Source organism: Bacillus infantis, from assembly GCF_050107595.1.
Classification (GTDB): Bacteria; Bacillota; Bacilli; order Bacillales; family Cytobacillaceae; genus Bacillus_AB; species Bacillus_AB infantis_C.
This window is the reverse complement of sequence record NZ_JBNILH010000002.1, coordinates 180244-203141: the sequence shown is the minus strand read 5'-3', so window position 1 is coordinate 203141 and position 22898 is coordinate 180244. Positions and strand designations below refer to the sequence as shown.

The following is a 22898-nucleotide window of genomic DNA, read 5'->3' as shown; positions in this document are numbered from 1 at the left end:
CTTGTTACATGACGACTTAAGCCTGGCTTCCCCCGGCTTCCAAAGCTTCAAGGACCTTTATGCCTTCTTCAAGAGCTTCAATATAAAAGTCCTTTTCCTCAGCATCTGTCTCTTTCATCTCCTCGATCAGCCATTTGAAATTTAATACCAGATAAAAAGAATCGAGCCCCCGGGAAGTGAGTATATCCTGAAGCCACTTGCTGTAATCCGTAAAAATTTGTATGCTGTCCAGTTTATAGGCAGTTTCCAGATATTGAAAGTGATAGTAAATATCTTCTTCTGTCCTCTTTTTTCCTGATTCCCCGAATTTCTCAAGGGATGGGAACTCTTCATAAAAGCGGTCAAAGAGCTTTTTTACAATTTTATCTTTATCATGTTTTTCCATAAGGGCAGCCTCCTCAATAATTTATTCAGGGATGCGATTTCTACTCTCTTATATAGTATACTATCAATAAGAAAATTTTTTGGGGAGCATCGATTATTATAAAATTTAACAGGAGTTGATATCATTGTATTCAGCAGCAGCCAAGGAGCTTGCCAGTTACCTGTTGAAAGGCGATATTTACGGAAGCTGGGCCATTATCCAGGAATATGATTATAAAGACTATCAATCCTGCTATATATATGAAAGTTTGCTGAGCGAGAGCATGCATTATATCGGGGAGCTTTGGCAAAAGGATCTTATAACTGTGGCGGATGAACATCTTGCGACAGGAATATGTGATTACATTCTAACCAAGTACTCTTTTGAAAAGGGCCAGAAAGCAGCACAGGGAAGAAAAGCCCTCCTCTTTTGTCCGGAAGGCGAGCAGCATTATCTCGGGCTAAAGATGACAGCTTCCATATTCAAAGAAAATGGCTGGGAGGTAAAAAATCTCGGTGCCAGCCTTCCATTGGAATATGCCCTGAACAGTGCGGAAAAATGGAAGCCGGATGTTATCGGCATCTCATTGTCACTGACCCACCATCTTCCTTTATTAAAGAAATATGCAGAAGAGCTCGAACAGCTTTCTTTCCACCCAAAGATCCTGGTAGGCAGCAGACTGATCAACCGCTATGATTTTACACCCTTCTGCAGCAAAGATACCGTTCTTATTAAAAAATTGGAAGATCTTGAGCCCTGGATTGTAAGCCTATCCAAAGAGATTGCCATATAATCGGACAAATACAGTTATCAGCCTGCAGGTCCTGCAGGCTGTCATTCTATCAAAAAGGAGGCACTATACATGAAAACTGATTTGAATTTGCTGCCAATCCCTTTTTTTATATTGGACCTTGACCTGAAAATAATGTTCGCTTCTGAAGCTGCCGAAATCAGATTTCCCTATTGCATCAGCTTTATCCAGCTTGCTGACCAGGACAGTCTTGAAAAAGTATTCAGCATGCCTGAGAAAAAAAGCGGAGAAATGATTGAAGTGAATTTGCGAACATCTGGAAATGCAGTTGAACTTTTTAATATCTATTATTCACGCAGCCCTGAAAAAAAGCTCATCTATGTATGCTGCGCCCCCATTTCTTCAAATTTACTGGAGGTTCAGCATCATCTGGCCTTGCTCCGAAACAGGCTTTCATCCCTGCAGCCTGCAGATTTGAAGCCGCTGGGCCTGCATAATCCCCTCCTTTTTGAAGTAAGCAGCAATGCACATGCAAAACTAAAGGCAATCAAAAATAAAAAGAAGCTGAAAAGCATAAGCCAGTCAGCTTCTGAGTCAATCGATCTGATGAATATCCTTCAGCCCCTCGCCATTGAACATGGAAAAGCGGAGTATTTGGAACGGATTCAGAAAAATCTATTGAATATCATGTCAGCGGCAGACTCTTTAATAGACTGAGAGCCTGCCTTTATTGAATGCAGGGAATACGGATTTCTGCTGTTGTCCCCTTCCCTTCAATACTTGCATAATTGAGAGTGCCTTTGTGGTTTTCAATGATCCTGAAGCTGACCATGACCCCCAGGCCGGTCCCTTTTTCCTTGGTAGTATAAAACGGCTCCCCCATTTTATTAAGCTGCTTCTCCGGTATCCCTTTCCCCTGGTCGGAAATTTTGACGAGAAGATTTTTTCCTTCCATCCCCGTTTCAATCAGGATCGTTCCTCCGTTGTCCATCGCTTCAATCGCATTTTTCACCATATTGATGAAAACTTGCTTCAGCTCTTTTTCATTTCCCCTGATCATTGGCAATGCATCCTGATATACTGCTGTGATGCTGATATTCTGCATAATAGCCTGTGTATCAAGAAGCACACACACATCCTGGATGACTTTGGAAACATTGACCAGGTCATAAACAGCTGCTTTAGGCTTTGCAAGAACAAGGAACTCGTCAATGATGGCTTCCAGCCTGCCGAATTCAGACATCATGACTTCAGTGTACTCCTTGTTATAACTGCCAGTCTGCATCATCAGCTGCAAAAATCCTTTCAGGGATGTCAGGGGATTGCGGATCTCATGGACAATCCCGGCTGCAAGCTGCCCTACTGCAGACAGCATTTCAGATTTCTGCAGCATAGCCTCGGATGCCTTATGGACTGTAATATCTTCTATGATGCCAAGATAGCTGCTGACATCTCCGTACTGATCCTCGATCGGCAAAAAACAGACATTCTCCCACCTGGCGATCCCGCCATCCAGGGGATAGGACATGCTGCCTTTCCATACTTCCTTTGCAGTTATGGCATCTTCAATTTCTTTAAAATCAGCTGTATTCATTTGATCTCTGTAAAGTTCTTTAATGTTCCTTCCCACAAAGCTGTCAGGTTTTCCTTCATGCTCGGCAAATTCTTTATTGTGGTATTCAATATTGCCTGATTTATCAATGATCAATATCCGGGATGGACTCTGATCAAGTGCATTGGAGGTCAGTTTCAGCTTCTGGTTGAATCGCTTTATTTCAGTAATATCATTGAAGGTAAAGACAACCCCGTCCATCACATTTTCACTTGTGCGGTATGGGAATGCCTGCATCAGATACCATCTATGATCCTTGGACATGAGCTCTTTCTCAATTTTACCAAATAATTTGACGACTCTTTCAGCATCCTCCACAAGTGATGCCTGTTCAAAATTATGCGAGATGTGGAAGAACGGCCTTCCGACATCCATATCGATAACATTGATGACCTTTTTGGCTTCCGGTGTAAAAAGACGGATATTCAGTTCAGCATCCAGAAATACCGCTGCTATATTTGTGCTGATGAGCAGATTGTCCATATCATCTGCAAGCGCGGTCACTTCTTTGATCTTTTGTTCATACTCATTGTTTACATTCACGAGCTCTTCATTGATCGAATGCATTTCTTCATTCGCGCTCTGCATTTCTTCATTCGCGGCAATAAGCTCTTCATTTGCAGACTGAAGTTCTTCATTGGATGTTTCAAGCTCCTCAATGGTTGTCTGCAGCGTCTGCTGAGTATAATACAGCTCCTGCTCCAGGTCTGCTATCCTCTCGGCCACCGTGCTGTGCGGATCGAAATAAAGAGGCATCGTTTTCTTTTCCTTTGCATTCTGGTCTTCATCCAAAAGGATGATAGCAAGCGATTCGTTGGCAGCAAATTTCTTTACGATCAGATCAAAATACCGGTTCTCGCCATCTACGTCGAAATGGACGTTTTTATAACGAACCTCACTTTGCTCACCATCTAACTTTTTCAGCGCTGTCCCAATCATGACAGACAGATGGACAGGGACCATTTTGTAGATGCTTTTACTCGAGGATTCATTAAGGAAATTCAGATACTTATTCGCCCGGCGGGACGTGAATATCACCTCATTGACTTCATTCAGGACGATGCACGGGAGCACATAATTATCCATAAGCGTCTGATGGATAGCCGCCCTCCTGCGTGCAGAGAGTGAATCTGCAGCAATGCTCCTGTTCTCAGCCTGATCTGCTGAAACCGGCATATGTGATACTCTCCCTTCTGACTGTACCATCCAGTTCTCAGAAATCGCATTTTTATAGATATTCCATTTGCCGTTGACAGGACGAAAGAAATGGGACATATTCCCTGTTGTTTCGCTGTGTCCCAGGACAAGCGTACCCTTTTCTGTTAAAGCAAAATTAAAGAGTGACAACAGCTTTCGCTGCAGGTCCGGCTGAAAGTAAATCATGACGTTCCTGCAGCTGATTAAATCCATATTGACAAAAGGAGAGTCCTTTATCAGATTATGCGGGGCAAAAACGACATGGCTGCGGATGCGCTTAATGATTTCCCAGCTGTCTCCTTTTTTCACAAAATAATTCTTCAGCAGTTCTTTTGGGATGCCTTCAGTCTGATGGCCGGGATAAATCCCCCGTCTGGCAAATTCTATTGCATCTTTATTTATATCTGTTGCAAAGATTCTGACGTTAAGGTCCAAGCCCATCTTCTGCACATAGCGGTCAAACAGAATGGCATAGGAGTAAGCTTCCTGCCCTGTGGAACAGCCGGCGATCCAGATTCTCAGCTCCTCCTTTGCAGCCGCCTTCCGGTGGACGGCTTCCGGCACGATCACATCTTCAATGATCTTGAAAGCTTCCGCGTCCCTGAAAAAATGGGTAACACCGATCAGCAGGTCTTTTTGGAGATTTTCAACCTCCCCGCTGTTTGCCTGCAGATAATCAAGATATTGTTCAACGGTCTGGTACTTGGATTCAAGCTGCAGGATCCGCCGCTCAATTCTTCTAATAATGCTGTTTTTCTTATAGCATGAAAAGTCCAATCCAGTATTCTTTTTAATCAATCCAAAAATTTCTTCTAAGGTTTCCTGGCTGTAGCGGGGCAAGACACTTTCATTGAAGGAACTGAGAATAGAGGGCATGTTGGAAGGGGCCTCAATATAATCTGCACAGCCTGAAAGAATTGCACTTTCCGGCATATCATTAAATTTGGCTGACTGTCCATCCTGGACGATAACCGTTCCGCCATTATCTTTAATTGCTTTGACTCCAGCCGTACCGTCGTTTCCTTTTCCAGAAAAGATAATGGAAACCGCCTTGTCCTTTTTGCCGGCAGCAAGGGATTTCAGAAAGGCATCTATCGGAAAATGCAGCTGTTTGTCTTTTTCGTAACCGCTCACCTTGAATGTATCGTTTTCAATGGACGTATAGGCATCCGGCGGGTTCAGGTATATGGTGTCAGGCTGGACCTGCATCCCTTCCTTGATCCGCAATATTTTCATATTCGTCTTTTTTGCCAATAGTTCCGGCATAAAGCTTTTATATTTGGAGGATAAATGCTGAACAACTATATACGCCATACCGGAATCGGCAGGTACTTTCGAAAAGAACTGTTCAATCGCATCGAGTCCCCCGGCAGACGCACCTATTCCTACAATATAAAATTCTTTTCCCAAAGATTTTTTCCCGGCAGTGTTAATTGATTGTTTCATAGACATATATTTGTTGATTCCTCCTGATTAATGCCGAAATAAGCCAGCCTCCCGAACAGCCTTCACCTCACTCAAATGCCGGATGCCATAACGGTCAATAGGACTTCCAGGGTAAAATCGATAATAGCGGGAGCCGGCAAAGCTTCTGATACAGATAGGGGAAATACGGGCTTTGATTCCACTTATAGGAAATTCATTTATACTCCTGATTATAGAGGTTCTTTAACAGCCAATCAAGATTTGTCATTAAATCATTTGCATGTGGCTCTTCCGCCAAGTTCTCCCATTCCCGGCCCGGAAGGATTTCTTCTCTATACATAGAAAAAAGCCTTCTCTTATGAAGGCTCCTCATTCAATCTATCCGTTTATGCTTATTCAGCAGCTCTTTGAACATATTCAATACAGTGATCCTATCCTCTTTATCAAAAGAAGCAATCCATTTTGATACGATGCTGTTTTCCTTTGGGTTAAGCTCCCGCTGAAGCCCGCTTTCCAAAAGGCCGTGAATCTCATCGAGCGTGTATGCTCTGTTCTCAGTCTGATGCTCCATCATTTTCTCCTCCATTTACTGTTTTTGTTTACATTCCCCTTGAACTGAGGGATAAAACACTTAAATGCGGAGAGAACTTGCTCAGGTCCCGGTACACAAAAAGAGAGACAGGATGCCCTGTCTCCCTCCTTTCAATCTATTACCATTTAAAGCAGGCTGCACCAACGATGATCAGAAGGATGAACAGTACAACAATCAGCGCAAACCCGCCGCCATAGCCGTAGCCGCCTCCGTAGCCGCAGCCGCCATAGCCGCCGTAACCGTAGCCATATGCCATTGGAAGATCTCCTCCTTTATTTTTTAGTCAGTACCGATTAGTAGCCGTAGCCGCCTCCGTAACCCCAAGAAGCACCAATGATAATCAATAAAATGAACAATACTACCAGCAGGGCAAAACCTCCGCCGTATCCGCATCCGTCTGACATTTATAAAACCTCCTTTAGTTGATTCAATATATCCTATTCAGCAATGAGCTATTGTGCGAATAGACAAACGCACAATTTTTAGGTCATTTCCTCAGAGGCAAACGAACAGGGAGTAAGAAACTGCTAAATAAAAAACTGGCGGATTTGGTCACTAAAGCCGGCCTAATTGGATAAAAGCTAAAACGAAAGGCGCAGGAATCAATCTTCCTGCGCCTGAAACCCTATGGTGTGCTGATCGTCCCCTTTTCCCCTTCTTTCTTCTGGGCCGCCTCCTTCAGCTCATATGTGAGTTCATCAAGACTCTGGCGTACATTGTGCTTGCCTGAGAGGTTTTCGAGCAGTTCTTTCACATCGATGCCTGAAGAAGCTTTCAGTGTTTCCTGCATGGTGCTCATTAGATTTGTTGCATAACCTGCAACCCTGTTGGCACCGCTGCTTTTTCCATCGCCGCCTGTATCGACGACCGTGATTTTATCAATATTGGCCAATGGGCTTGCAACCTGTTTGGCATATTCAGGAAGCATTTTAAGGACCATATCAAGTACAGCAGCTTCGCCGAATTGCTCAAATGCTTCAGCAATCTTTCGCTTGGCTTCCCCTTCCGCCAGACCTTTCAGGCGGATAATTTCTGCTTCGGATTCACCTTGGGCCCTTAAGGCATCCGCCTTGGCAATTCCGTCAACCCTTACCCGCTCGGCTTCTGCCTTGGCTTGCGACTCGATCCGGTACTGATTGGCATCAGCAGCTGTGATCTGCTTCCGCTTCTCGGCTTCTGCAGCCTGCTCCACTGCATAACGGTCGGCATCCGCCTTCTTTTTAACCTCAGAATCGTATTGCTTCTCCCGCCTAAGGATTTCTTTTTCCTCCAGCTCAATCTGTTTTTGCCTTTCGATGATCCTGATTTGCATTTCATGCTCAGTAACTTCCTGTTTAGCCCTGGCTGTTTCCAGATCATAAGCCTGGTCTGCACGGGCTTTGGCGATATCCTGATCCCTGCGGTAATCTGCCATTTTCATCTTATTTTCCTTTTCGGCCTCCGCTATCTCGGTTGCCCTCTCAAGCTCTGCCTTTTTGGCATCTTTATCAGCTTCTGCCTTTTTAATCCTCGTTTCTTTATCAGCTTCAGCTGTTGCAATATCCGCATCCCTTTTAACCTGAGCAATTCTCGGCTTGCCCAGAGAATCCAGATAGCCGTTTTTGTCCCTTACATCCTTGATGGTCAGTGAAACGATCACGAGGCCCATCTTTGCCAGGTCCTGGGAGGCTACTCTTTGAACTTCCTGGGAGAATTTATCTCTGTTTTTGTAAATTTCTTCAACAGTCATTGAACCAAGGATTGAACGCAGGTGGCCTTCGAGCACTTCCTTTGCCTCGTTCTCCCTGTCTTCCTTTGATTTTCCGAGGAACTGTTCCGCTGCAGTGGCAATCTCGCTTATGGAGCCGCCTATTTTAATGATGGCTGTGCCATCGGCCATCACTGGCACACCTTGTTCGGTATATACCTCAGGCGTTGATACCTCAAGCTTGCTTGAAAGCAGGCTCAATGGCTCTGCCTGCTGAAATACCGGAAGGACGAATGTCCCGCCTCCCCTGATGATCTTGATTTTATTGCCGGACTCATCCACATGGACCCGTTTGTTTCCAAGATAGCTGCCCGTGACGATCAGAGCCTCATCAGGTCCGGCCGTCTTATATTTAGTAACAAATACACCCAGCAGAGCAATCAATAGAAAAGCTGCGACACCAACTACCACCCAAACCATTGCCATTCTGTTCCCTCCTGTTTATATTCCTTCGTGTCTGACAACCTGAAGGACATTTTCATTAACTTCTATAATAAGTACTTCCTGGCCTTCTTCAATCGGCCCGCCCTTAAAGCTCTGGGCTGACTTGGCGATCCTCCCGCTGACACTTTCAATCAGCACCTCGCCAAAACCGTTATCAGGTATCGGGATTATGACCTTCCCAACCCTGCCTCTTAAGGATTCGTCTGTATAGACCAGCGATTCTTCAGCATTGGATAAAGGGATCAGTACAAAAAGATATAATAAGATATCCAGAACGAAAGCAATCGCCGCCGAAACGGCCATGATCAGGACACTGCCCATCCCGGTTATATATTCCATCAAAAAGCCGGCTGCAGAAAAAATCGTCAAAAAAGCAAAAATCAATATGGGGTTCAGGAAAGGGCTGAATTCACCGGCTCCCTCCAGTACATCCCCGAACAAAATATATAAGAATATTATTCCACCTGAAAAACACAGAATGTACAAGTAAAGAGTCTGGATCGGCAACCCGAAAATTTCCATATAAATATCAAACCTCCCTCCCACTTCGCGCACAAGGCATTTAGCGGACTATAGAACTTATTATAATTACGATGCTCTGCTTTTCCTCCCCTCTGACTATCCATCTGGAAGCTTCTGTATTATTTACGAACGGGCATAGGAAAAGTTTCAATTTTCACAAAATTATCCATAAAAAAAAGCATGGTTACCCATGCTATCTGGCAGCAAGCTCAGAAGTTCCGCTGCCCTTAGCCATCTGGTAAGAACTATGCTGGCTGCTTTCTTTTATATTTTCAAATGAAAATTTATATATAACATTTTCTTCTACAGGAATTTCCAGCCATCTTCTGACTCCATATTTCGTCATCAGCTCTTTATAAGACGGCCTGCAGTTTTCCAGGAGTGCCACCTTTAATGTTTCAAATCCATCCGAGTGCAGGACAGCCTCTTCAATCAGCTTCCTGGTTTCAGCAGCAGTAGGTTCATCTGTTTTTTTCAGCGGCAGTGTAACGACCAGAACATCATTCATAACTTTTTCTTCCAGCGTCAGCTTAGAAGCAGAAAGCTTCTTGAAATACCTGCTAAGTTTCCATATATTAATTCCATCTACGGTTTCCCAAATCATATTTCTTCCTCCGGCTAATCTGATTGATTCATTTAAAAATATATGTAATCCTGCTCCGTTACCTACCATATCATACTATCGGCTAAAACAGAAATAGACTAATCTACCAAAAATTGATTCCATGCCTATAGCTGTACCAGGTTCAAGCTGTGCCTGAATAGTCAATCCGGCCTAAAGATCGCTCATCAGCCGGCGGCTTGGCAAAGAGCCTCTTTTTGTCATCGGCCCTCCCGCTGCTGCATACGCTAGTAAAGACTTTTATTTGCTTTGCATGCACTATATTTTAGCGGAGGTTGTAAATACCATGAGATCGGACAGATATACCAGCAGGCGGACTGTCACATGGAAGATTTTCTTGCTCATACTGATGACAGCTGCAGCAGTTCTTCTAATTTTCTACTATTCCACCAGTCTCATTAAGATAGAAACACCGGAAAAGGATCTGGGCCAAAAGGTAGTCATCGAATTGCCTGCAGGAAAGAATATTTACACTTATGAAAAGCTGTTGATCAAGGAAAATGGAAAGCTTTACTATAAAGGTGAACGAAATGAAATAGATTTGACGGGCGGCAGGATTATATATGAAGATTGGGATTGAGTTTCTTTTGCCAAAAACAAAGAAAACAGGATGTTAATAACCATCAGTAAAAGGAGGTGATGTGCTTGGGCAGCTACCGGAATGCATTAACCCCGCTTTTGGCCAGGCTGAGAGCCCTTCGAAAAGTACAGGAGGCACATGGCAGCCTGCCGTCAAAGCTTAAAATCGGACACCGTGGAGCCGCAGGCTCCAGGCCGGAAAATACCTTTTCATCATTTGACTATGCGCTTCAATCGGGAGCCGATTTTCTTGAATTTGATGTCCAGCGAACAAAGGACGGAGAGCTTGCCGTCATTCATGATCCTACTGTCGATCGGACGACAGACGGCAAGGGAAAAGTCTCAGCTCTTACATGGAAAGAGCTGAGGAGCCTGGATGCAGGCAGCTGGCATTCAAAGGAGTTTGCAGGGGAGGTTATCCCTTCATTCACTGAAATGCTGGATAAATATGGCGATAAGGCCGGGCTCCTGATCGAGCTGAAGAAGCCGGCCCTTTACCCCGGAATAGAAGAACAGATTGCAGAAGAGCTAAAAAGCCGGAATCTGGACAAGGGCCCTGAAACCCGAATCATCATCCAATCTTTTGACAGAAGCTCAATGGAAAAAATCCATAGCCTGCTCCCTTCCATCCCGGTCGGAATCCTTCTGAATTATAAGACGAAAAGGATGACCGGAAGAGAGCTTGAGCAGATTGCAAAGTATGCCAGTTATTTAAATCCAAAGCATACTATCGCGAGCAGGAAGCTTCTGGACCTGATACATAAAAAAGGGATGAAGACCATTATATGGACCATCAGGACAGAAAAAGAAGCTGGAAAAGCTTTGAAGCTTCCTGCCGATGGCATTGTAACAGATTTTATTGAGCTCCTTGATTGAGTGAAGCGCAGCAGTGAAGCCTGGCTTTTGGACAAGCTTCTGCCTAAAAGCGAATCCTTTTAGCAAATTGAAACAAATAACGGAAATTGATCCTGCTATGCTGGGAGATAAGGAATGCTGACTGGGTGGCATTCGTTTTCCTGAGTGTATTGAGGGCAGCAACCATTTCCTGCTCTGACATGATGCCTATTCCATGCCCAAAATAAGTATCATCGCCCAGATAAACCGCATTTTCGCCCGTCCAAACCGGGTGGAGGAAATCGGGATTATAAAAATAGACAATGTCACCGGGAATGAGGTACGATCCTATTTTTGTAATGATGCCCAGATCTCTGTCATAATTCCAGTCCCACACGAGCAAATTTTGGAACAGCTGGTTAAAGTAGCGCACAGAAATAGATTCTAGCACTGCCTTGTATAAGATAAGCACGATGGCCGTTGAACATTCAAAAGCATATTTGCTGCCATTGGAAAAAACATCATTGACCGCGTCAGAGGGTCGAACGTCCGGCCTCAAAGTATATCCCGCCCTTGTTTTGATCCAATAGGCCGGATTGAAGAAAGACTCTTGAAAGGCGGCAAAGACAGCGCCGCTTTCGCTCAGCTTCCTGGAGTAAAACAGGATTTTTTCCCTTGTTTCCAGCTCAAACAAAAGTTCATCGGCATTAGGATAATAAAATGTCTCCGGGCTTCTATTCAAAGCCCGCCATACAGCCCTTTGGGTTTCTGGCAGCATTTCAGCGGACAGGCCTGGAAAAACGGGCAGCTGTATCATAGAAATCTCCTTTCCAAGTACGGCTTTCCTATACCTTATGGCAGAGGACTCATTAAAATGCCCCTGAGTTTTGCCCGCTTTCCACAGAAAAGCCCGACATCACGAAGATGGCAGGCCATGTGTCCTATCAATCACCCTGCAGGGCTTGTTCATGTTTCTTAAGATCTTCATTAAAGGAAGGGGCCGTTTCCATTCAAATCAAAGAATTGCGGTCTTCCATCTGCGGCGGCTCTTCCATCCATCCATTCCTGGCCATGATCCTTCCCCCTTCATGTCCATATGTATAGATATCCTTGGCCAGGGCTGCCATTTTCAAAGGCAGATCATTACGGAGACTGAAGGCAGTCCCTATTGCATTGCTTCCGAGTCCGAAACTGCACAAAAGACTGGTGCAGTAGAGCATGAGCTTATCAGTGAAGGGACCTTCAGTCGAAGAGGTTGGATACCCGGCAGAAGTAGATGGCACCTGTATATCGCTATCTGTCAGCTTCTGCCCGAATTCAACAATGATTTTTTGTGAAAGGTCTTTTCCTTTATTGAGGTACTCCCTCACTTCCTGCTTCTTTGCAGTCTGTGCAAATCCAGTGATCATCTGCATCCCAGTCACATTGCTTTCAATGGCATGATACAGATGCGCGACTTCAACTGTGTTCAGGGATCTTTTGTTGCCAAATAGATCATTTCCCTTCATGTATCCAGTCCCCTCGGCCATTTCAACTTCCTTGGGCATCGTAACGGAAGGCGGGCGCGGCAGCAGGCCTTTCTTGAGCAGGAACTGCGTAAAGTGCTGATAGAACTCCTGTGTAATCTGCGAAAGGTTCCTGTATAAGCTGATGATATCTTCCCTGTACGCCATGCTGAGATGGAGCGTGTGGAGCCCCATGCTGATTTCCTTCATCAGCCTCAGAAAATGGATATCAAAATAAGGCTGATACAGAACCGCGGCATCAGGATTGACATCCTGGGAGGTAAAACCTTTAGGGATGACTGCCCCATCTTCCTCTAGAATACGCTCAATATTTTCTTTATATGGGACTATCTGAACCAATAAAGACTGGAGCAGCTCCTTCCCTTCCGGATCCTCAGCCTTTCTAATAAAATATGGCAGCATATGGATCAGCATCGTTTTTTGCTGATATGTCATCCATAAAGTACCTAATTCAGAAGATGAGATTTCCGGCTTGCCCATGATACCACTCCTTTTAAAATGCCTGCATAATAGAATATCGTCTCCAAAAGGACTTCATGTAATTCATCTTTCCAAAAATAAAAGCTGCCTCCGCGGGGCAGCCTGCTCGAACTTATTCAGATTCTTCTTCGGTGCCTTCTTCATCCGTTTCTGTTCCGGTATCTTCATTCTGCTCTGTATCTGTGCCAGTATCACTATCTTCATCTTCTGTACCGCTGCATCCTGTAACAGCCATTGATAAAGAAAGAGCTGCAAACAGCATCAAAAACCATTTTTTCATCTTTTATTCCTCCTCTTTTTTAATGAACCGGTTACAGCCTTATCTTACAAAATTAAAAAAAAAATAAAATAGGATTTTTAGGTTTTTTACCTCTCTTAACCATTTCTTATCCTCAGCTTATAAAATTTACCGATTTTTTAAAAAGCTTCTGCTTCCTTTGGCCCTTTACTTGCGCGCCGGCATGCCAAACTATTCAATGATCCCCGTTCCCATAATCTTGGAATCTGCATCTACTTTTATGTTGATCTCAGGATAGATTTCATTCCATTTCTCCCACTCATCCTTATCAAAGTGGGTGGCCCTGTAAGCCAGCCCAAACCCCATAGGATCGAGTGACTTCCCCTGGAATTTTTTCAGCAGGTCTTTCACAATTCTTTCTATCTCCTTCTCAAGAAGCTGATTATAGACCTCAAGCTCCTTCTCCGATAGATCGCTTCTTGACTCTTCTATTGTTCCCTGGACAGATATGCCAACTTCTACAGCAGCACCAGTGCTTTTTTCAGCGATTTTAATATCAGAATTATAATTGTCGATGGAAACGACGAAAAATTTGCCTTGTTCTTTAACAGTAATCTGCTGTTTTTCAAATTCGTGTTTGAGGGCATTGAAGGTTTTTGTCTCGTTCTGTGAAAGCCTTAGTGCGCGTTTATGATCCTTAAATATATCAGCCTGGTTGATCTCAAGGAGGCCGTTTTTCACTTTGACAACCGGGAGCACAGGGCTTACCCCCTTGCTCTTGCTTTCCCTGTAAAACTGGAATAAATATTTGGAAATGGTATAAGGCGACTCAGAGCCCTGCAGATCAAAGGAAAGAAAAAGTGTATTGGATGCGAGCCTTTCGGAAGGGGGCTTTACTTTCATCACCTCTTCGGCAGTGGGCTTGCCGATCGCAATCCAGGCAATTTTCTGGATATCCCTCCTTCTGTAAAACCAGTCCATTTCCCGTTTAATGCTATGTTCCGTCAAACTGTCCCCAAGCAGGATGACCTTCAAATGCCCAAAATCAAGTTCCTTGTCCACCCTTGACTTAATGATCCTGATTGCTTCTGAAATAGTTTCCGAGGTTTCGGTGACAACGACAAAGCGGCTGTCATCAGACCTGGTGTCGGCAGTGGGTATGGCAAGCTTCAATGATACCTTAATAAGGTCACCGTCATCTTCCGGCCGGTCGATCCCCATTGTCACAACAAAAAAGCGGTTGTCAATATCCTTGAACCCGCACCCGCCCAAAAATAGCAAAAGCACAGCAACAGCCGGCAGCAGCCTTTTCTTCATTTGTTCTTCCTCCAGGAAAGAAATATTAACAGGACCACCATTATGTACTCGCTCGGCATGCGGATGTTCATCCACCAAACAGTAAAGATAGACATGATTTCTTCATTGACAAAAAATTCACCGATAAAAAACAGTACGGCAAACAGCAGCAGCGGAATGTTTTTTTTAAATGATGCAGTTTTCGTATTTTTATTTTCAGCTCGAAGCGGAACGGCACTTCTGATCAGTGACTGTGCTACATGCCAGTGAACCACAACATTCATCAGCGAGATTCCTATATAGATGAGGATAAAAATATAGAAGGCCCGTTCTACAAAGGCAAGCTCCATTCTGACTGCATCCGCACTCGACAGCCAGGGATACTCAAGATCACCTACCCCTTCAAAGCCAAAGGTTCCAATTGGCACGAAATACGTTGTAGCAAGCACTGCTGCGCCTGCCGGCAGGACCAGCAAAAAGAAGCGGGGCTTAGCTTTCCCCTTCAGTACTGTATTGAAAATGACTAAATTTGCGTATCCGGAGAACACATAGGTTGCAGCAGATACCGACTTCCATGTCGGCATTTCCCACAAATGGGTGGCTGCCTCTTTAATATCCAGCCAGCTCAGGGAACCGCTCAGATAAATTTTGATAAGAAGCAGCACAGCAAGCGGCCCATTAAGGATTAGTATAATTTCCAGGAGGTACAGCACCTTTTCGGGCTTCGAAGAGGCCGCCCATACAATAAATAGGAGAAAAAAAACTGCTATCTGCCAGTTTTCCATATCAGGGTTGATGAATCTTTCCGTAATATCTGTAAAGGCATAAAGAGTAATAAAGCCGGATGCCATCCAAATAAAGGCCAGATAAAGAATGAGAGGCTTTCCGGCCCAGCCGGGGACGAAAGAGTCCTTCAAGATCTGAGGCAGGCTTTTTCCTTCGAAACTGCTCATCGCCCTTGCAAAAAAATAAGCTCCGAGCACCCCAAGAGGCAAAGCCGCCATCATAGACATCATGGCTCCGCCGGTACGTTCTTCAATGAGGAGCTTTGGTACAAACACAATGATATTGGCAAGCATATTCAGCAGGATTAAATAATAAAAATAACGGCTAGTCATTCGAACCTCCTTGCTTCTACTGTTTACTGCCTTCGCCAAAAAACATTTTCAGATACGGCTTTCCAAAGCTGTCCAATCGTACAAGGAATATAAGCAGGCCCATCAGGCCTATAACCAGGCCAATCATTCCGGTCATGGCTGCGAGAAGAAGGATGACATATTTCGTTACCCTCATTGAGAAGCTCATTTCATTGATTGGAATCACAAAATTGGAGATAGCCACAGCTGAGACGATGATAATCATGATGTTCGATACCAGCCCCGCTTCTGTGGCAGCCTGCCCCAGAATCAATCCTCCAACCGTCGTCGCTGTCGATCCGATCGATTTAGGCAGCCTGATGGATGCTTCTGTCAAAAGTTCCATCATAATCAGCATGAACAGCACCTCCAGATAGGAGGGATAAGGGACTGATGACCGGCTTCCCGCGATTCCCAGTGCAAGCTGGACCTGGAAGACTTCAGGATTATAAGAAGTAATGGCCACATAAAGGCCAGGAAGCAGCAGACTGATGAACAGGCCAAGATACCGCAGAGTGATTAAAAACCTTGAAACCCAATAGGGCTGGTACAGGTCTTCCATAGAGCTCATAAAGTCAAAGAAAACTGCCGGCAGTATCAGGCCGAAAGGAGATCCTTCAATAAGGATGACTATTTTTCCCTGTGCAAGATTAAGGGCTATCCGGTCCGTCCTCTCAGTGATCATAAATACAGGAAAGAGCGTTTTCTCCCGCGGCGTCAGCATTCTATGGATTTCTCCTGCTGACTGGACGATTTTCTGTGAAGCTTTGATGCTCTCTATTTTCTTTTTTATCCCTTGAAGGATGTCTTCCTCAATCTTTTCCTTGTCATAGAGGAGCAGAAGGCCCAGCCCCGAAACAGAACCTATTTCGTTTTCTTCCACCGTTAAGCTTGTCTTATGATAGCGGTGGCGGATGATGTTAAGATTTGTTCCAAGGTCTTCGCTCAATGCAGTCTGAGGTCCCTGGATGGTTGTTTCGACAGTTGCATCCTTGACTCCCTGGCTTATATATTTCTTTAGCTGCAGAACATAGAAAGTGTCCCTGAACAGCAGGATCGCCGAGCCCCTCATCAAATCCTTCAGAGCCTTTCCTCTGTCCCCAAGCTCACTGATGCCGGACAGGGAACAGATATATTTTTTATATCCCGCTTCATCCTTCAGCTGGAAAAAGGGCTTTACCAGCTGCTCCTGGATTTTGTCGGTATCGCAAATACTTTTGATATAAAATAGATAGACAGAGATATTAGCCCCTTTTAACTCCTGAACGGCTGTATCTGATGCATGGCCCGCCTTCTCCTTTAAAAACCGGAGGAGCTCTTCCCTTTTGTTGCCGCCCTTGAACATCTATTCACCAACTCACTTAAGAAATATCCACTATTGTCCCACTGCAAGGAAAATTCATGCAGAAAAGCCTTTCAAAAAAACAGGATTTTTTTTAGATCATTATTGACCAGCAGGTAAAAAGGTTATATAATAAATAACGTTGTCCCAGTAGCTCAGCAGGATAGAGCAACAGTTTCCTAAACTGTAGGTCGGGAGTTCGAATCTCTTCTGGGACGTATATTGAAAGGTCCGCTGCATATGCAGCGGGCCTTTTTTATTATTGTTTTTGTTTGCAGGAGAACCACTGACAAACATATATAATTGAAGCCCTCCCTCCGCCGGCTGCACATTGAAATTCCCCTCCCGGTTTTTCACTTCTGAAAAAGGGTAATGTACTATTACACAATCATCAAGGAGGTTATATTCATGGCTGATACAAATAAACACCAGGACAATGACTCAATTGAACAGGAAAAGAAGAAAGAACACAACAAAGATATCGAACCGCAGCGGGAAGGCTCCAAAACAGAAAAAAACCAAAAATAATCTCGTATAAGAGGTGATTATGCATGGCAGGCGAAAAAGACGGTAAATACGAACAGCAAAACATGGACAACCCTGAGCAGTTCAAAACCGACAAAGAAAGCATCTACGATAAATTCAAGGAAGAGCAGAATGTCGATACCATTCCTCTCGAGGACCTAAAGCAGGAGCAGCACGAGGAGAAGATGGGGAGGAACACGAAAGATAATTCCTCCAGTGAAGAAAAGTATAATGCAGACTTCGAAACAATTAATAAAGACAAAATCGGAGGGGATTCTTATGACTAATAATGATGTGAAAGATAAAGTGCTTAAAATTTTGGAAGATAATAAAATAGGAACGCTTGCTACCGTAAAAAACAATAAGCCGCATACACGCTATATGACCTTCTTCAACGATGAGCTGAAGCTTTATACTGCAACAAGCAAAGAGACCGATAAAACAGAAGAAATTGAAGAGAATCCGAATGTTCATATACTTATCGGCTATGATGGCGAGGGGCTGGGAGATGAGTACCTTGAAATCGAAGGGAGAGCCTCTGTCAATGCTTCTGAAGATCTTAAGGAAAAAGTATGGAATGACCATTTAAAGCCATGGTTTGACGGACCGAATGACCCGAATTATATCGTCCTCGAAATACAGCCGGCAGACGTCAGGGTAATGAACAGCAAAGAAAGCACTTTTGAAACCCTTGAATTATAATTATTGAAACAGAAAGAAGGCAGCCACACTGCCTTCTTTCATTTTTATTTAAATTCTTCCCATCCGATAACAGTGTCAAAATCTTCATACCGAGACAAATAATAATCCGCGCCAGGTGTACTATTCTGGAAAAGGCAGGTCCTGATGCAGAGTTCCTTCGCCGGCAGAATATCGAGTTCCCTGTCCCCGATGGCCAGATCAATGCTGTTTTTGCCATGCAGATATTCATAAGAGGCTTTATGCGGCTTCCTAGGATATCCATCATCCCCGGCGACCATATCGGCAAATAAAGAGGCCATATTATGATGCTCCAGGATGGCCAGCACATCCTCCCTTTCTTTATGGGTCATGATGACATTGCACCCGGCCCTTTTCAGCACATCCTTCACTCCCGGAAATGGCTGCAGATCGTGCGGCTTAAGACTTCTTGCCATTTTTCTTACATAGGCAATCTGCTCTTCCTCCAGGTTATAATGACCGAATGCATGGGTAAAGGAAATCTTTAATTGGGAGTAAATATCTTCATATTCTGCTTTTTCTCCCAGCACCTCTTTCAAGGTGCGCGTATATGCTGGATATGTATCAAAAAGAGTACCATCAAAATCCCATAGAATATTCATTGCTGCTCCTTCCCGGCTATAACTTTGCTGCCGGCATTGATTGTATTCATAATCTGCTCAATCGGCTTTGGCTTGGAGAAGTAGAAGCCCTGCGCCTCATCACAGCCGATTTCCATCAGGAATGACAGCTGCTCCGGGGTTTCAACTCCCTCAGCAGTGATTTGCATGCCAAGATGCTTGCCCATCGACACAATGGAAGCTACCAAAGCTTTATTATGCTCATCACTTTCCATCTGCTGTATAAAGGTTTTGTCTATTTTAAGCCGCTGGATCTGCAGCTCCTGCAGATTGCTCAGCGAATTATATCCTGTTCCAAAATCGTCGACGCTCAGCATCAGCCCGAGATCAAGCAGCTGCATAAAAGCATCACCTGCAGAATAGGCATCATTCATGGCCACCCTTTCTGTTATTTCAAGCTCAAGAAACTTAGGATCCAGGCCGGTTTCACTTAAGATGCCCGAAACTGTTTCCACAATATCCTTTTGAAGGAGCTGCTTGATCGAGAAATTCACAGAAATGATATACTGTCTGCCATATTTTTTGTTAATATCGGAGATTTCCCTGCAGGCCTGCCGCAGGACCCAGCTCCCTATTTCAGATATCGCCCCTGATTCCTCTGCTATCGGAATAAATTCAGCCGGGGGGATAAAGCCTATCGAAGGATGCTTCCATCTCAGAAGCGCTTCAAATCCATTCACTGATTGATCAGATACTCTGATTTTCGGCTGAAAGTGCACCTCCAGTTCATTCCGCACCAGTGCATGCTTTAAATCTTCCTTTAATGTCATCTTGCGGATGATGCTCTCGTCCAGCTCAAGCGTAAAGATAAAGTACGTATTCCTCCCTTTATCCTTGGAGTTGTACATAGCTATATCCGCCTTTTTCATGATGTCATTAACATCTTTCCCATGCGTTGGAAATAAAGCTATCCCGATGCTCGTTGTAATAACGATCTCATGTTCAAGAATCCGGACTGGCTCTACAACCTTAACAATCAGTTCTGTTGAAAAATGGTCAAGCTGCAGATTTTCCTTAACTGGCTTCAAAATGATAAATTCATCGCCTCCAAGCCTGCCCACAATATCATCGCTGCCGGAATTCTCTTCCAGCCTGGAGGCAATTACTTTGAGCAGCTCATCCCCGATATTATGGCCGAGAAGATCATTGACATGCTTGAAATGGTCCAGATCGATAAAAACAACCGCAAACTGGATATCCTCTGCCATCCACTCCTCAATCGACTGCATGACCTTTCTCCTGTTCGGAAGTCCTGTCAATGTATCATGATAGGCAAGGTGATTGAGGTGTTTGTTGCTTTCGACCAATTCCTGTTCTTTCCGGTTATACTGCTTTTCCCCGTAAACCGTCGTCACACCCAGGAGCAGCAGGATAGAAAGCACTTCTGTAAAGAATAAACTGTTACCCCCGCTGCTGTTCAAGCTCCTGATGATCTCAATGGTGCTCCCCACAAATGTATAAGCTGTCAGGAGCGCTCCAAAGGAAAGGAACCAGAAAGGCACCTTTTTCTTATTGAATACTTTATCAATATAAATCTGCTGAACGAACCGGAAGCATAGGAACAATGAAATAATGAAGAATAAGCCGGCAATGAGAATATGTTCAGTACTGACAACTAACGAAGGATTTATTTTTCTGACAAAATAAACATCTATACTGATTGTCAATGTAACAAAGAAAACACACAGCACCAGATTCTTGAGCGACATTTCCTTGTCATCTTTTACTCCCGCAAATTGGAAAAGAACCATATAAACAGCGACCTGGCAAAGAAAAATGGCCAGGCTTTGCAATGTAAATGCATCTGACGGTTCGATAAATCCGTAAATGCTTAGAAGGGTCATCAGCTGCAGCCACACATAAAAGGAGCTGGAAATCGGAAGAAGCAATGTCTGAGAATATTTTTGTTTTTGATAGATATATCTGCTCCCCAGGAAAACGGAAGAAAAAAAGATAAACGCAAGCAGCACCATGGCGGCTGCAGAAATAATATAGCTATTCACAATGATGTCCACCCGTCCTAGTCTATTATCAGGAAAATATTACTATATCCCTATGATTATATTACTACCCCTCCCCCATAGTGTCAAAGACAAGTATGCGGCTGAATTAGAATGAAAAGAAGCATCCTCACAATTTGGGATGCTTTTCTGACAGTCTATTTTTCTGCTGAATATTGTACAGGCAGATTGGCGATTTCCCTTGAAAGCTGACCAGTTAAAATATAAAAATACATTTGGAAATCTGCCCGGAGCGACCAGAATGGATGTCCAAAAGTTGCAGGCTTGTTTCCTTCAATAAAGAAATGGGAGAACCAGGCAAACCCGTAAGCAATGACCGGCGCCAGGATAATGTACCAGAAATTTAAATAAATGAAGGCAAGAGCCATACAGATATACACAAAAGTAGTGCCGATGAAATGCCAAGTCCTTGTGGATTTTTTGCTGTGCTGCGAAAGGTAAAAAGGCCAGAACTCATTATAATTCTTAAAATCTCCCATGGTTTTAACTCCTTTCTTTTTCCGGAAGGCACAGAAATTCGGATAACCGGCTTCCAACCAGCCTTATTGCGCGGTTTCCTTCTTCCGGGCTTGAGAGGCCATCGATCAGGACGGCAGCATATAGAGCAGCCTGGCCAGAAGTGAAGATGGCGCAATCATGCTCAATTCCAGGAAGCTCCCCGGTTTTATTGGCAATCTTCAGCTTTTTGCATGCAATAGCCGGGAGCTTTTCTCTGAATTGCTGCGCTTCCATTATATCGAGCATCAATCTGCGATTCTTTTCGGAAAATAATCTGCCTTCTTTTATTGCTCTCAGGCATTTAACCATATCTGCTGCAGTGGTGAAATTTTCAATACCTTTTGCTGCTGCTTCAAAGTCCATCATTTTTCTGCCCAGTACAGTTGTTTGAAGACCCAGTCCATGCATTTTATCATTAATATTTTTCCTGCCCAGCAATTTTATCAGCAGATTGGCAGCTGTATTGTCTGAGACTATAATCATCAAGGTTATACAGTCCAGAATGCTTAGGGAAGCTGTTACTGATAGAGATTGAATGATACCGGCCCCTCCGGCCTTTTCAATCCCGCCAATACGCACCTGCTCATTGAGATCCATGACGCCCTCCTCTGCCTGAAAGAAAGCTTCCATCATGATCGGGATTTTGATGAGGCTGGCTGCAGGATATTTCCGCCCGCTGTTCATATGGATTGCCCTCTCACCGTACTCTACTGCCAGACTGGCATTACCCGGACATTGTCTGAGGATTTCAGCCAGCCTTTGTTCAAGGTGATTGATATTTTCAGAGAGCAGCCCGGTCATTTAGATGCAGCTGCCTGTGAACTGTCATGATTTCCTGTCAGTTTGGGATCGTATAAGTGGCAGGCGACAAACCTTGATTTCTCCGCCTCCTGCCAGACAGGCGTTTTTTCTGCACAAATATCCATGCTGTGAGGGCATCTTGTCCGGAATACACAGCCGCTTGGAGGATCAATAGGGCTTGGCAGCTCGCCTTGCAGGATGATTCTTTCCCTCTGATCCTCAATATCCGGATCAGGGATCGGAATGGCTGAGAGCAAAGCCCGTGTATATGGATGAAGCGGGTTCCGGTACAATTCCTTACTGGTTGTGAGCTCCATCATATGCCCCAGATACATGACGCCGATCCGGTCGCTGATCTGCTTGACCATGGACAGGTCATGGGCGATGAATAAGTACGTCAGCCCTTTTTCTTTCTGCAGCTTTTTGAGGAGGTTCACCACCTGGGCCTGGACCGAAACATCCAGTGCAGAAATCGGTTCATCCGCTATAATGAATTCAGGCTCCAGGGCAAGAGCCCTCGCAATTCCGATCCTTTGTCTTTGTCCCCCGCTGAATTCATGCGGATACCGTCCAGCGTGCTCTCTATTAAGTCCAACATCCTCCAGAAGCTGATAGATTTTTTCCATCCGCTCCTGTTTATTGCGAAACAAGCCATGGACTTCCATCGGCTCGGCAATGATCTCACTCACTGTCGACCTGGGATTGAGTGAAGCATAGGGATCCTGGAAAATCATTTGCATCTGCTTGTGAAAAGAAAAGCGCTCTCTGTTTGTCATACTGTGGACATTTTTCCCATTAAAGATGACTTCCCCTTCTGTGCTGTCATATAGCCCGATGATCGTCCTTCCGGCAGTCGATTTGCCGCAGCCTGATTCACCGACAATCCCGAGGGTTTCTCCCTTTTTTATATTAAAGGAGATGCCGTCTACAGCTTTTAGAACCTCTCCTTTTCCCAGCGCAAAATGTTTTTTAAGATTCTTTACCTCAAGTATGCTGTCCGGCATGA

Annotated in this window: 26 protein-coding genes and 1 tRNA gene; 8 read left to right on the top strand and 19 right to left on the bottom strand. The window is 44.4% G+C overall.

Features of this window, described 5'->3' with window-relative positions; genetic code table 11:
* Positions 1-16: 16 nt before the first annotated feature.
* Positions 17-385 (bottom strand): hypothetical protein, encoded by a 369-nt coding sequence (locus tag ACQCVH_RS04325; RefSeq protein ID WP_426834602.1) that lies wholly within the window; start codon positions 383-385, stop codon positions 17-19.
* A gap of 124 nt (positions 386-509) precedes the next feature.
* Here ACQCVH_RS04325 and ACQCVH_RS04320 point away from each other — a divergent pair, with 124 nt between their 5' ends.
* Complete coding sequence (locus ACQCVH_RS04320) at positions 510-1157, top strand: cobalamin B12-binding domain-containing protein (protein WP_426834601.1); 648 nt, start codon at positions 510-512, stop codon at positions 1155-1157.
* Positions 1158-1226: 69 nt separating this feature from the next.
* On the top strand, positions 1227-1832 hold the full coding sequence (locus tag ACQCVH_RS04315; protein WP_426834600.1) for a hypothetical protein: 606 nt from the start codon (positions 1227-1229) through the stop codon (positions 1830-1832).
* 10 nt (positions 1833-1842) lie between these two features.
* Here ACQCVH_RS04315 and ACQCVH_RS04310 read toward each other — a convergent pair whose 3' ends face one another.
* From ACQCVH_RS04310 to ACQCVH_RS04280, 7 genes are all read right to left on the bottom strand, one after another.
* Positions 1843-5376, bottom strand: a complete 3534-nt coding sequence (locus tag ACQCVH_RS04310) for a CheR family methyltransferase (RefSeq protein ID WP_426834599.1) — start codon at positions 5374-5376, stop codon at positions 1843-1845.
* Between the two features lie 346 nt (positions 5377-5722).
* On the bottom strand, positions 5723-5923 hold the full coding sequence (locus ACQCVH_RS04305) for a hypothetical protein (RefSeq protein WP_336989862.1): 201 nt from the start codon (positions 5921-5923) through the stop codon (positions 5723-5725).
* A gap of 136 nt (positions 5924-6059) precedes the next feature.
* Entirely contained in the window at positions 6060-6197 is a 138-nt protein-coding gene (locus tag ACQCVH_RS04300) for a YjcZ family sporulation protein (RefSeq protein WP_224900373.1), read from the bottom strand.
* 37 nt (positions 6198-6234) lie between these two features.
* Entirely contained in the window at positions 6235-6345 is a 111-nt protein-coding gene (locus tag ACQCVH_RS04295; RefSeq protein WP_224900370.1) for a YjcZ family sporulation protein, read from the bottom strand.
* A gap of 221 nt (positions 6346-6566) precedes the next feature.
* A complete protein-coding gene (locus tag ACQCVH_RS04290) occupies positions 6567-8114 on the bottom strand; it encodes a flotillin lipid rafts scaffold protein FloT (RefSeq protein WP_426834598.1) in 1548 nt (515 codons plus the stop codon).
* A 15-nt stretch (positions 8115-8129) separates the two neighbouring features.
* Positions 8130-8654, bottom strand: coding sequence for an NfeD family membrane protein (locus ACQCVH_RS04285; protein ID WP_426834597.1), 525 nt, complete (start codon positions 8652-8654; stop codon positions 8130-8132).
* 193 nt (positions 8655-8847) lie between these two features.
* Positions 8848-9258, bottom strand: a complete 411-nt coding sequence (locus ACQCVH_RS04280; RefSeq protein WP_426834596.1) for a hypothetical protein — start codon at positions 9256-9258, stop codon at positions 8848-8850.
* A 304-nt stretch (positions 9259-9562) separates the two neighbouring features.
* Here ACQCVH_RS04280 and ACQCVH_RS04275 point away from each other — a divergent pair, with 304 nt between their 5' ends.
* Together ACQCVH_RS04275 and ACQCVH_RS04270 are read left to right on the top strand one after the other, a co-directional pair.
* The gene (locus tag ACQCVH_RS04275) at positions 9563-9856 is read left to right on the top strand and encodes a hypothetical protein (RefSeq protein ID WP_426834595.1); all 294 of its coding nucleotides are present in this window, start codon (positions 9563-9565) and stop codon (positions 9854-9856) included.
* Between the two features lie 59 nt (positions 9857-9915).
* Positions 9916-10731: a glycerophosphodiester phosphodiesterase gene (locus ACQCVH_RS04270; protein ID WP_426834594.1), complete on the top strand. Its 816-nt coding sequence runs from the start codon at positions 9916-9918 to the stop codon at positions 10729-10731.
* Positions 10732-10774: 43 nt separating this feature from the next.
* Here the strand turns inward: ACQCVH_RS04270 and ACQCVH_RS04265 are convergent, their stop codons facing one another.
* From ACQCVH_RS04265 to ACQCVH_RS04240, 6 genes are all read right to left on the bottom strand, one after another.
* On the bottom strand, positions 10775-11506 hold the full coding sequence (locus tag ACQCVH_RS04265; protein WP_426834593.1) for a protein-glutamine gamma-glutamyltransferase: 732 nt from the start codon (positions 11504-11506) through the stop codon (positions 10775-10777).
* Between the two features lie 193 nt (positions 11507-11699).
* On the bottom strand, positions 11700-12695 hold the full coding sequence (locus tag ACQCVH_RS04260) for a DUF3231 family protein (protein ID WP_426834592.1): 996 nt from the start codon (positions 12693-12695) through the stop codon (positions 11700-11702).
* A 112-nt stretch (positions 12696-12807) separates the two neighbouring features.
* Positions 12808-12975 carry a hypothetical protein gene (locus tag ACQCVH_RS04255; protein WP_426834591.1) on the bottom strand — a complete coding sequence of 56 codons (168 nt, stop codon included), beginning with the start codon at positions 12973-12975 and terminating at the stop codon, positions 12808-12810.
* Positions 12976-13164: 189 nt separating this feature from the next.
* The gene (locus tag ACQCVH_RS04250; RefSeq protein WP_426834590.1) at positions 13165-14250 is read right to left on the bottom strand and encodes a Ger(x)C family spore germination protein; all 1086 of its coding nucleotides are present in this window, start codon (positions 14248-14250) and stop codon (positions 13165-13167) included.
* Positions 14247-15347, bottom strand: coding sequence for an SLC5/6 family protein (locus tag ACQCVH_RS04245; RefSeq protein ID WP_426834589.1), 1101 nt, complete (start codon positions 15345-15347; stop codon positions 14247-14249). Before ACQCVH_RS04245 ends, ACQCVH_RS04250 begins: the two co-directional genes overlap by 4 nt.
* A gap of 16 nt (positions 15348-15363) precedes the next feature.
* Complete coding sequence (locus ACQCVH_RS04240; RefSeq protein WP_426834588.1) at positions 15364-16710, bottom strand: spore germination protein; 1347 nt, start codon at positions 16708-16710, stop codon at positions 15364-15366.
* A gap of 141 nt (positions 16711-16851) precedes the next feature.
* Between ACQCVH_RS04240 and ACQCVH_RS04235 the strand changes: the two genes are divergently transcribed.
* The 4 genes from ACQCVH_RS04235 (at position 16852) to ACQCVH_RS04220 (ending at position 17934) form a co-directional block, all read left to right on the top strand.
* Positions 16852-16925, top strand: a tRNA-Arg gene (locus tag ACQCVH_RS04235).
* A gap of 190 nt (positions 16926-17115) precedes the next feature.
* Positions 17116-17235: a 3-methyladenine DNA glycosylase gene (locus tag ACQCVH_RS04230; RefSeq protein WP_426834587.1), complete on the top strand. Its 120-nt coding sequence runs from the start codon at positions 17116-17118 to the stop codon at positions 17233-17235.
* Positions 17236-17258: 23 nt separating this feature from the next.
* Positions 17259-17519, top strand: coding sequence for a hypothetical protein (locus tag ACQCVH_RS04225; protein WP_426834586.1), 261 nt, complete (start codon positions 17259-17261; stop codon positions 17517-17519).
* A complete protein-coding gene (locus ACQCVH_RS04220) occupies positions 17512-17934 on the top strand; it encodes a pyridoxamine 5'-phosphate oxidase family protein (protein ID WP_426834585.1) in 423 nt (140 codons plus the stop codon). Before ACQCVH_RS04225 ends, ACQCVH_RS04220 begins: the two co-directional genes overlap by 8 nt.
* 44 nt (positions 17935-17978) lie before the next feature.
* Here ACQCVH_RS04220 and ACQCVH_RS04215 read toward each other — a convergent pair whose 3' ends face one another.
* The 5 genes from ACQCVH_RS04215 to ACQCVH_RS04195 all read right to left on the bottom strand — a co-directional run bounded on the left by ACQCVH_RS04215 (position 17979) and on the right by ACQCVH_RS04195 (position 22896).
* Positions 17979-18554, bottom strand: a complete 576-nt coding sequence (locus ACQCVH_RS04215; RefSeq protein ID WP_426834584.1) for an HAD-IA family hydrolase — start codon at positions 18552-18554, stop codon at positions 17979-17981.
* The gene (locus ACQCVH_RS04210) at positions 18551-20575 is read right to left on the bottom strand and encodes a putative bifunctional diguanylate cyclase/phosphodiesterase (protein ID WP_426834583.1); all 2025 of its coding nucleotides are present in this window, start codon (positions 20573-20575) and stop codon (positions 18551-18553) included. The genes ACQCVH_RS04215 and ACQCVH_RS04210 overlap by 4 nt, the downstream gene beginning before the upstream one ends.
* A gap of 155 nt (positions 20576-20730) precedes the next feature.
* Complete coding sequence (locus ACQCVH_RS04205; protein WP_426834582.1) at positions 20731-21072, bottom strand: Mpo1-like protein; 342 nt, start codon at positions 21070-21072, stop codon at positions 20731-20733.
* A 4-nt stretch (positions 21073-21076) separates the two neighbouring features.
* Entirely contained in the window at positions 21077-21892 is an 816-nt protein-coding gene (locus tag ACQCVH_RS04200) for a serine hydrolase (RefSeq protein ID WP_426834581.1), read from the bottom strand.
* A complete protein-coding gene (locus ACQCVH_RS04195; protein WP_426834936.1) occupies positions 21889-22896 on the bottom strand; it encodes an ABC transporter ATP-binding protein in 1008 nt (335 codons plus the stop codon). Before ACQCVH_RS04195 ends, ACQCVH_RS04200 begins: the two co-directional genes overlap by 4 nt.
* Between the last annotated feature and the right edge of the window lie 2 nt (positions 22897-22898).

Bases quoted from the DNA above. Each gene is read 5' to 3' on its own strand.
- ACQCVH_RS04230 (WP_426834587.1), top strand. From the start codon at position 17,116: ATGGCTGATACAAATAAACACCAGGACAATGACTCAATTGAACAGGAA.
- ACQCVH_RS04240 (WP_426834588.1), bottom strand. From the start codon at position 16,710: ATGTTCAAGGGCGGCAACAAAAGGGAAGAGCTCCTCCGGTTTTTAAAG.
- ACQCVH_RS04205 (WP_426834582.1), bottom strand. From the start codon at position 21,072: ATGGGAGATTTTAAGAATTATAATGAGTTCTGGCCTTTTTACCTTTCG.
- ACQCVH_RS04285 (WP_426834597.1), bottom strand. From the start codon at position 8,654: ATGGAAATTTTCGGGTTGCCGATCCAGACTCTTTACTTGTACATTCTG.
- ACQCVH_RS04305 (WP_336989862.1), bottom strand. From the start codon at position 5,923: ATGATGGAGCATCAGACTGAGAACAGAGCATACACGCTCGATGAGATT.
- ACQCVH_RS04290 (WP_426834598.1), bottom strand. From the start codon at position 8,114: ATGGCAATGGTTTGGGTGGTAGTTGGTGTCGCAGCTTTTCTATTGATT.
- ACQCVH_RS04275 (WP_426834595.1), top strand. From the start codon at position 9,563: ATGAGATCGGACAGATATACCAGCAGGCGGACTGTCACATGGAAGATT.
- ACQCVH_RS04195 (WP_426834936.1), bottom strand. From the start codon at position 22,896: ATGCCGGACAGCATACTTGAGGTAAAGAATCTTAAAAAACATTTTGCG.
- ACQCVH_RS04295 (WP_224900370.1), bottom strand. From the start codon at position 6,345: ATGTCAGACGGATGCGGATACGGCGGAGGTTTTGCCCTGCTGGTAGTA.
- ACQCVH_RS04220 (WP_426834585.1), top strand. From the start codon at position 17,512: ATGACTAATAATGATGTGAAAGATAAAGTGCTTAAAATTTTGGAAGAT.
- ACQCVH_RS04260 (WP_426834592.1), bottom strand. From the start codon at position 12,695: ATGGGCAAGCCGGAAATCTCATCTTCTGAATTAGGTACTTTATGGATG.
- ACQCVH_RS04270 (WP_426834594.1), top strand. From the start codon at position 9,916: ATGTGCTTGGGCAGCTACCGGAATGCATTAACCCCGCTTTTGGCCAGG.
- ACQCVH_RS04265 (WP_426834593.1), bottom strand. From the start codon at position 11,506: ATGATACAGCTGCCCGTTTTTCCAGGCCTGTCCGCTGAAATGCTGCCA.
- ACQCVH_RS04225 (WP_426834586.1), top strand. From the start codon at position 17,259: ATGGCAGGCGAAAAAGACGGTAAATACGAACAGCAAAACATGGACAAC.
- ACQCVH_RS04255 (WP_426834591.1), bottom strand. From the start codon at position 12,975: ATGAAAAAATGGTTTTTGATGCTGTTTGCAGCTCTTTCTTTATCAATG.
- ACQCVH_RS04250 (WP_426834590.1), bottom strand. From the start codon at position 14,250: ATGAAGAAAAGGCTGCTGCCGGCTGTTGCTGTGCTTTTGCTATTTTTG.
- ACQCVH_RS04300 (WP_224900373.1), bottom strand. From the start codon at position 6,197: ATGGCATATGGCTACGGTTACGGCGGCTATGGCGGCTGCGGCTACGGA.
- ACQCVH_RS04280 (WP_426834596.1), bottom strand. From the start codon at position 9,258: ATGATTTGGGAAACCGTAGATGGAATTAATATATGGAAACTTAGCAGG.
- ACQCVH_RS04215 (WP_426834584.1), bottom strand. From the start codon at position 18,554: ATGAATATTCTATGGGATTTTGATGGTACTCTTTTTGATACATATCCA.
- ACQCVH_RS04200 (WP_426834581.1), bottom strand. From the start codon at position 21,892: ATGACCGGGCTGCTCTCTGAAAATATCAATCACCTTGAACAAAGGCTG.
- ACQCVH_RS04325 (WP_426834602.1), bottom strand. From the start codon at position 385: ATGGAAAAACATGATAAAGATAAAATTGTAAAAAAGCTCTTTGACCGC.
- ACQCVH_RS04245 (WP_426834589.1), bottom strand. From the start codon at position 15,347: ATGACTAGCCGTTATTTTTATTATTTAATCCTGCTGAATATGCTTGCC.
- ACQCVH_RS04310 (WP_426834599.1), bottom strand. From the start codon at position 5,376: ATGTCTATGAAACAATCAATTAACACTGCCGGGAAAAAATCTTTGGGA.
- ACQCVH_RS04315 (WP_426834600.1), top strand. From the start codon at position 1,227: ATGAAAACTGATTTGAATTTGCTGCCAATCCCTTTTTTTATATTGGAC.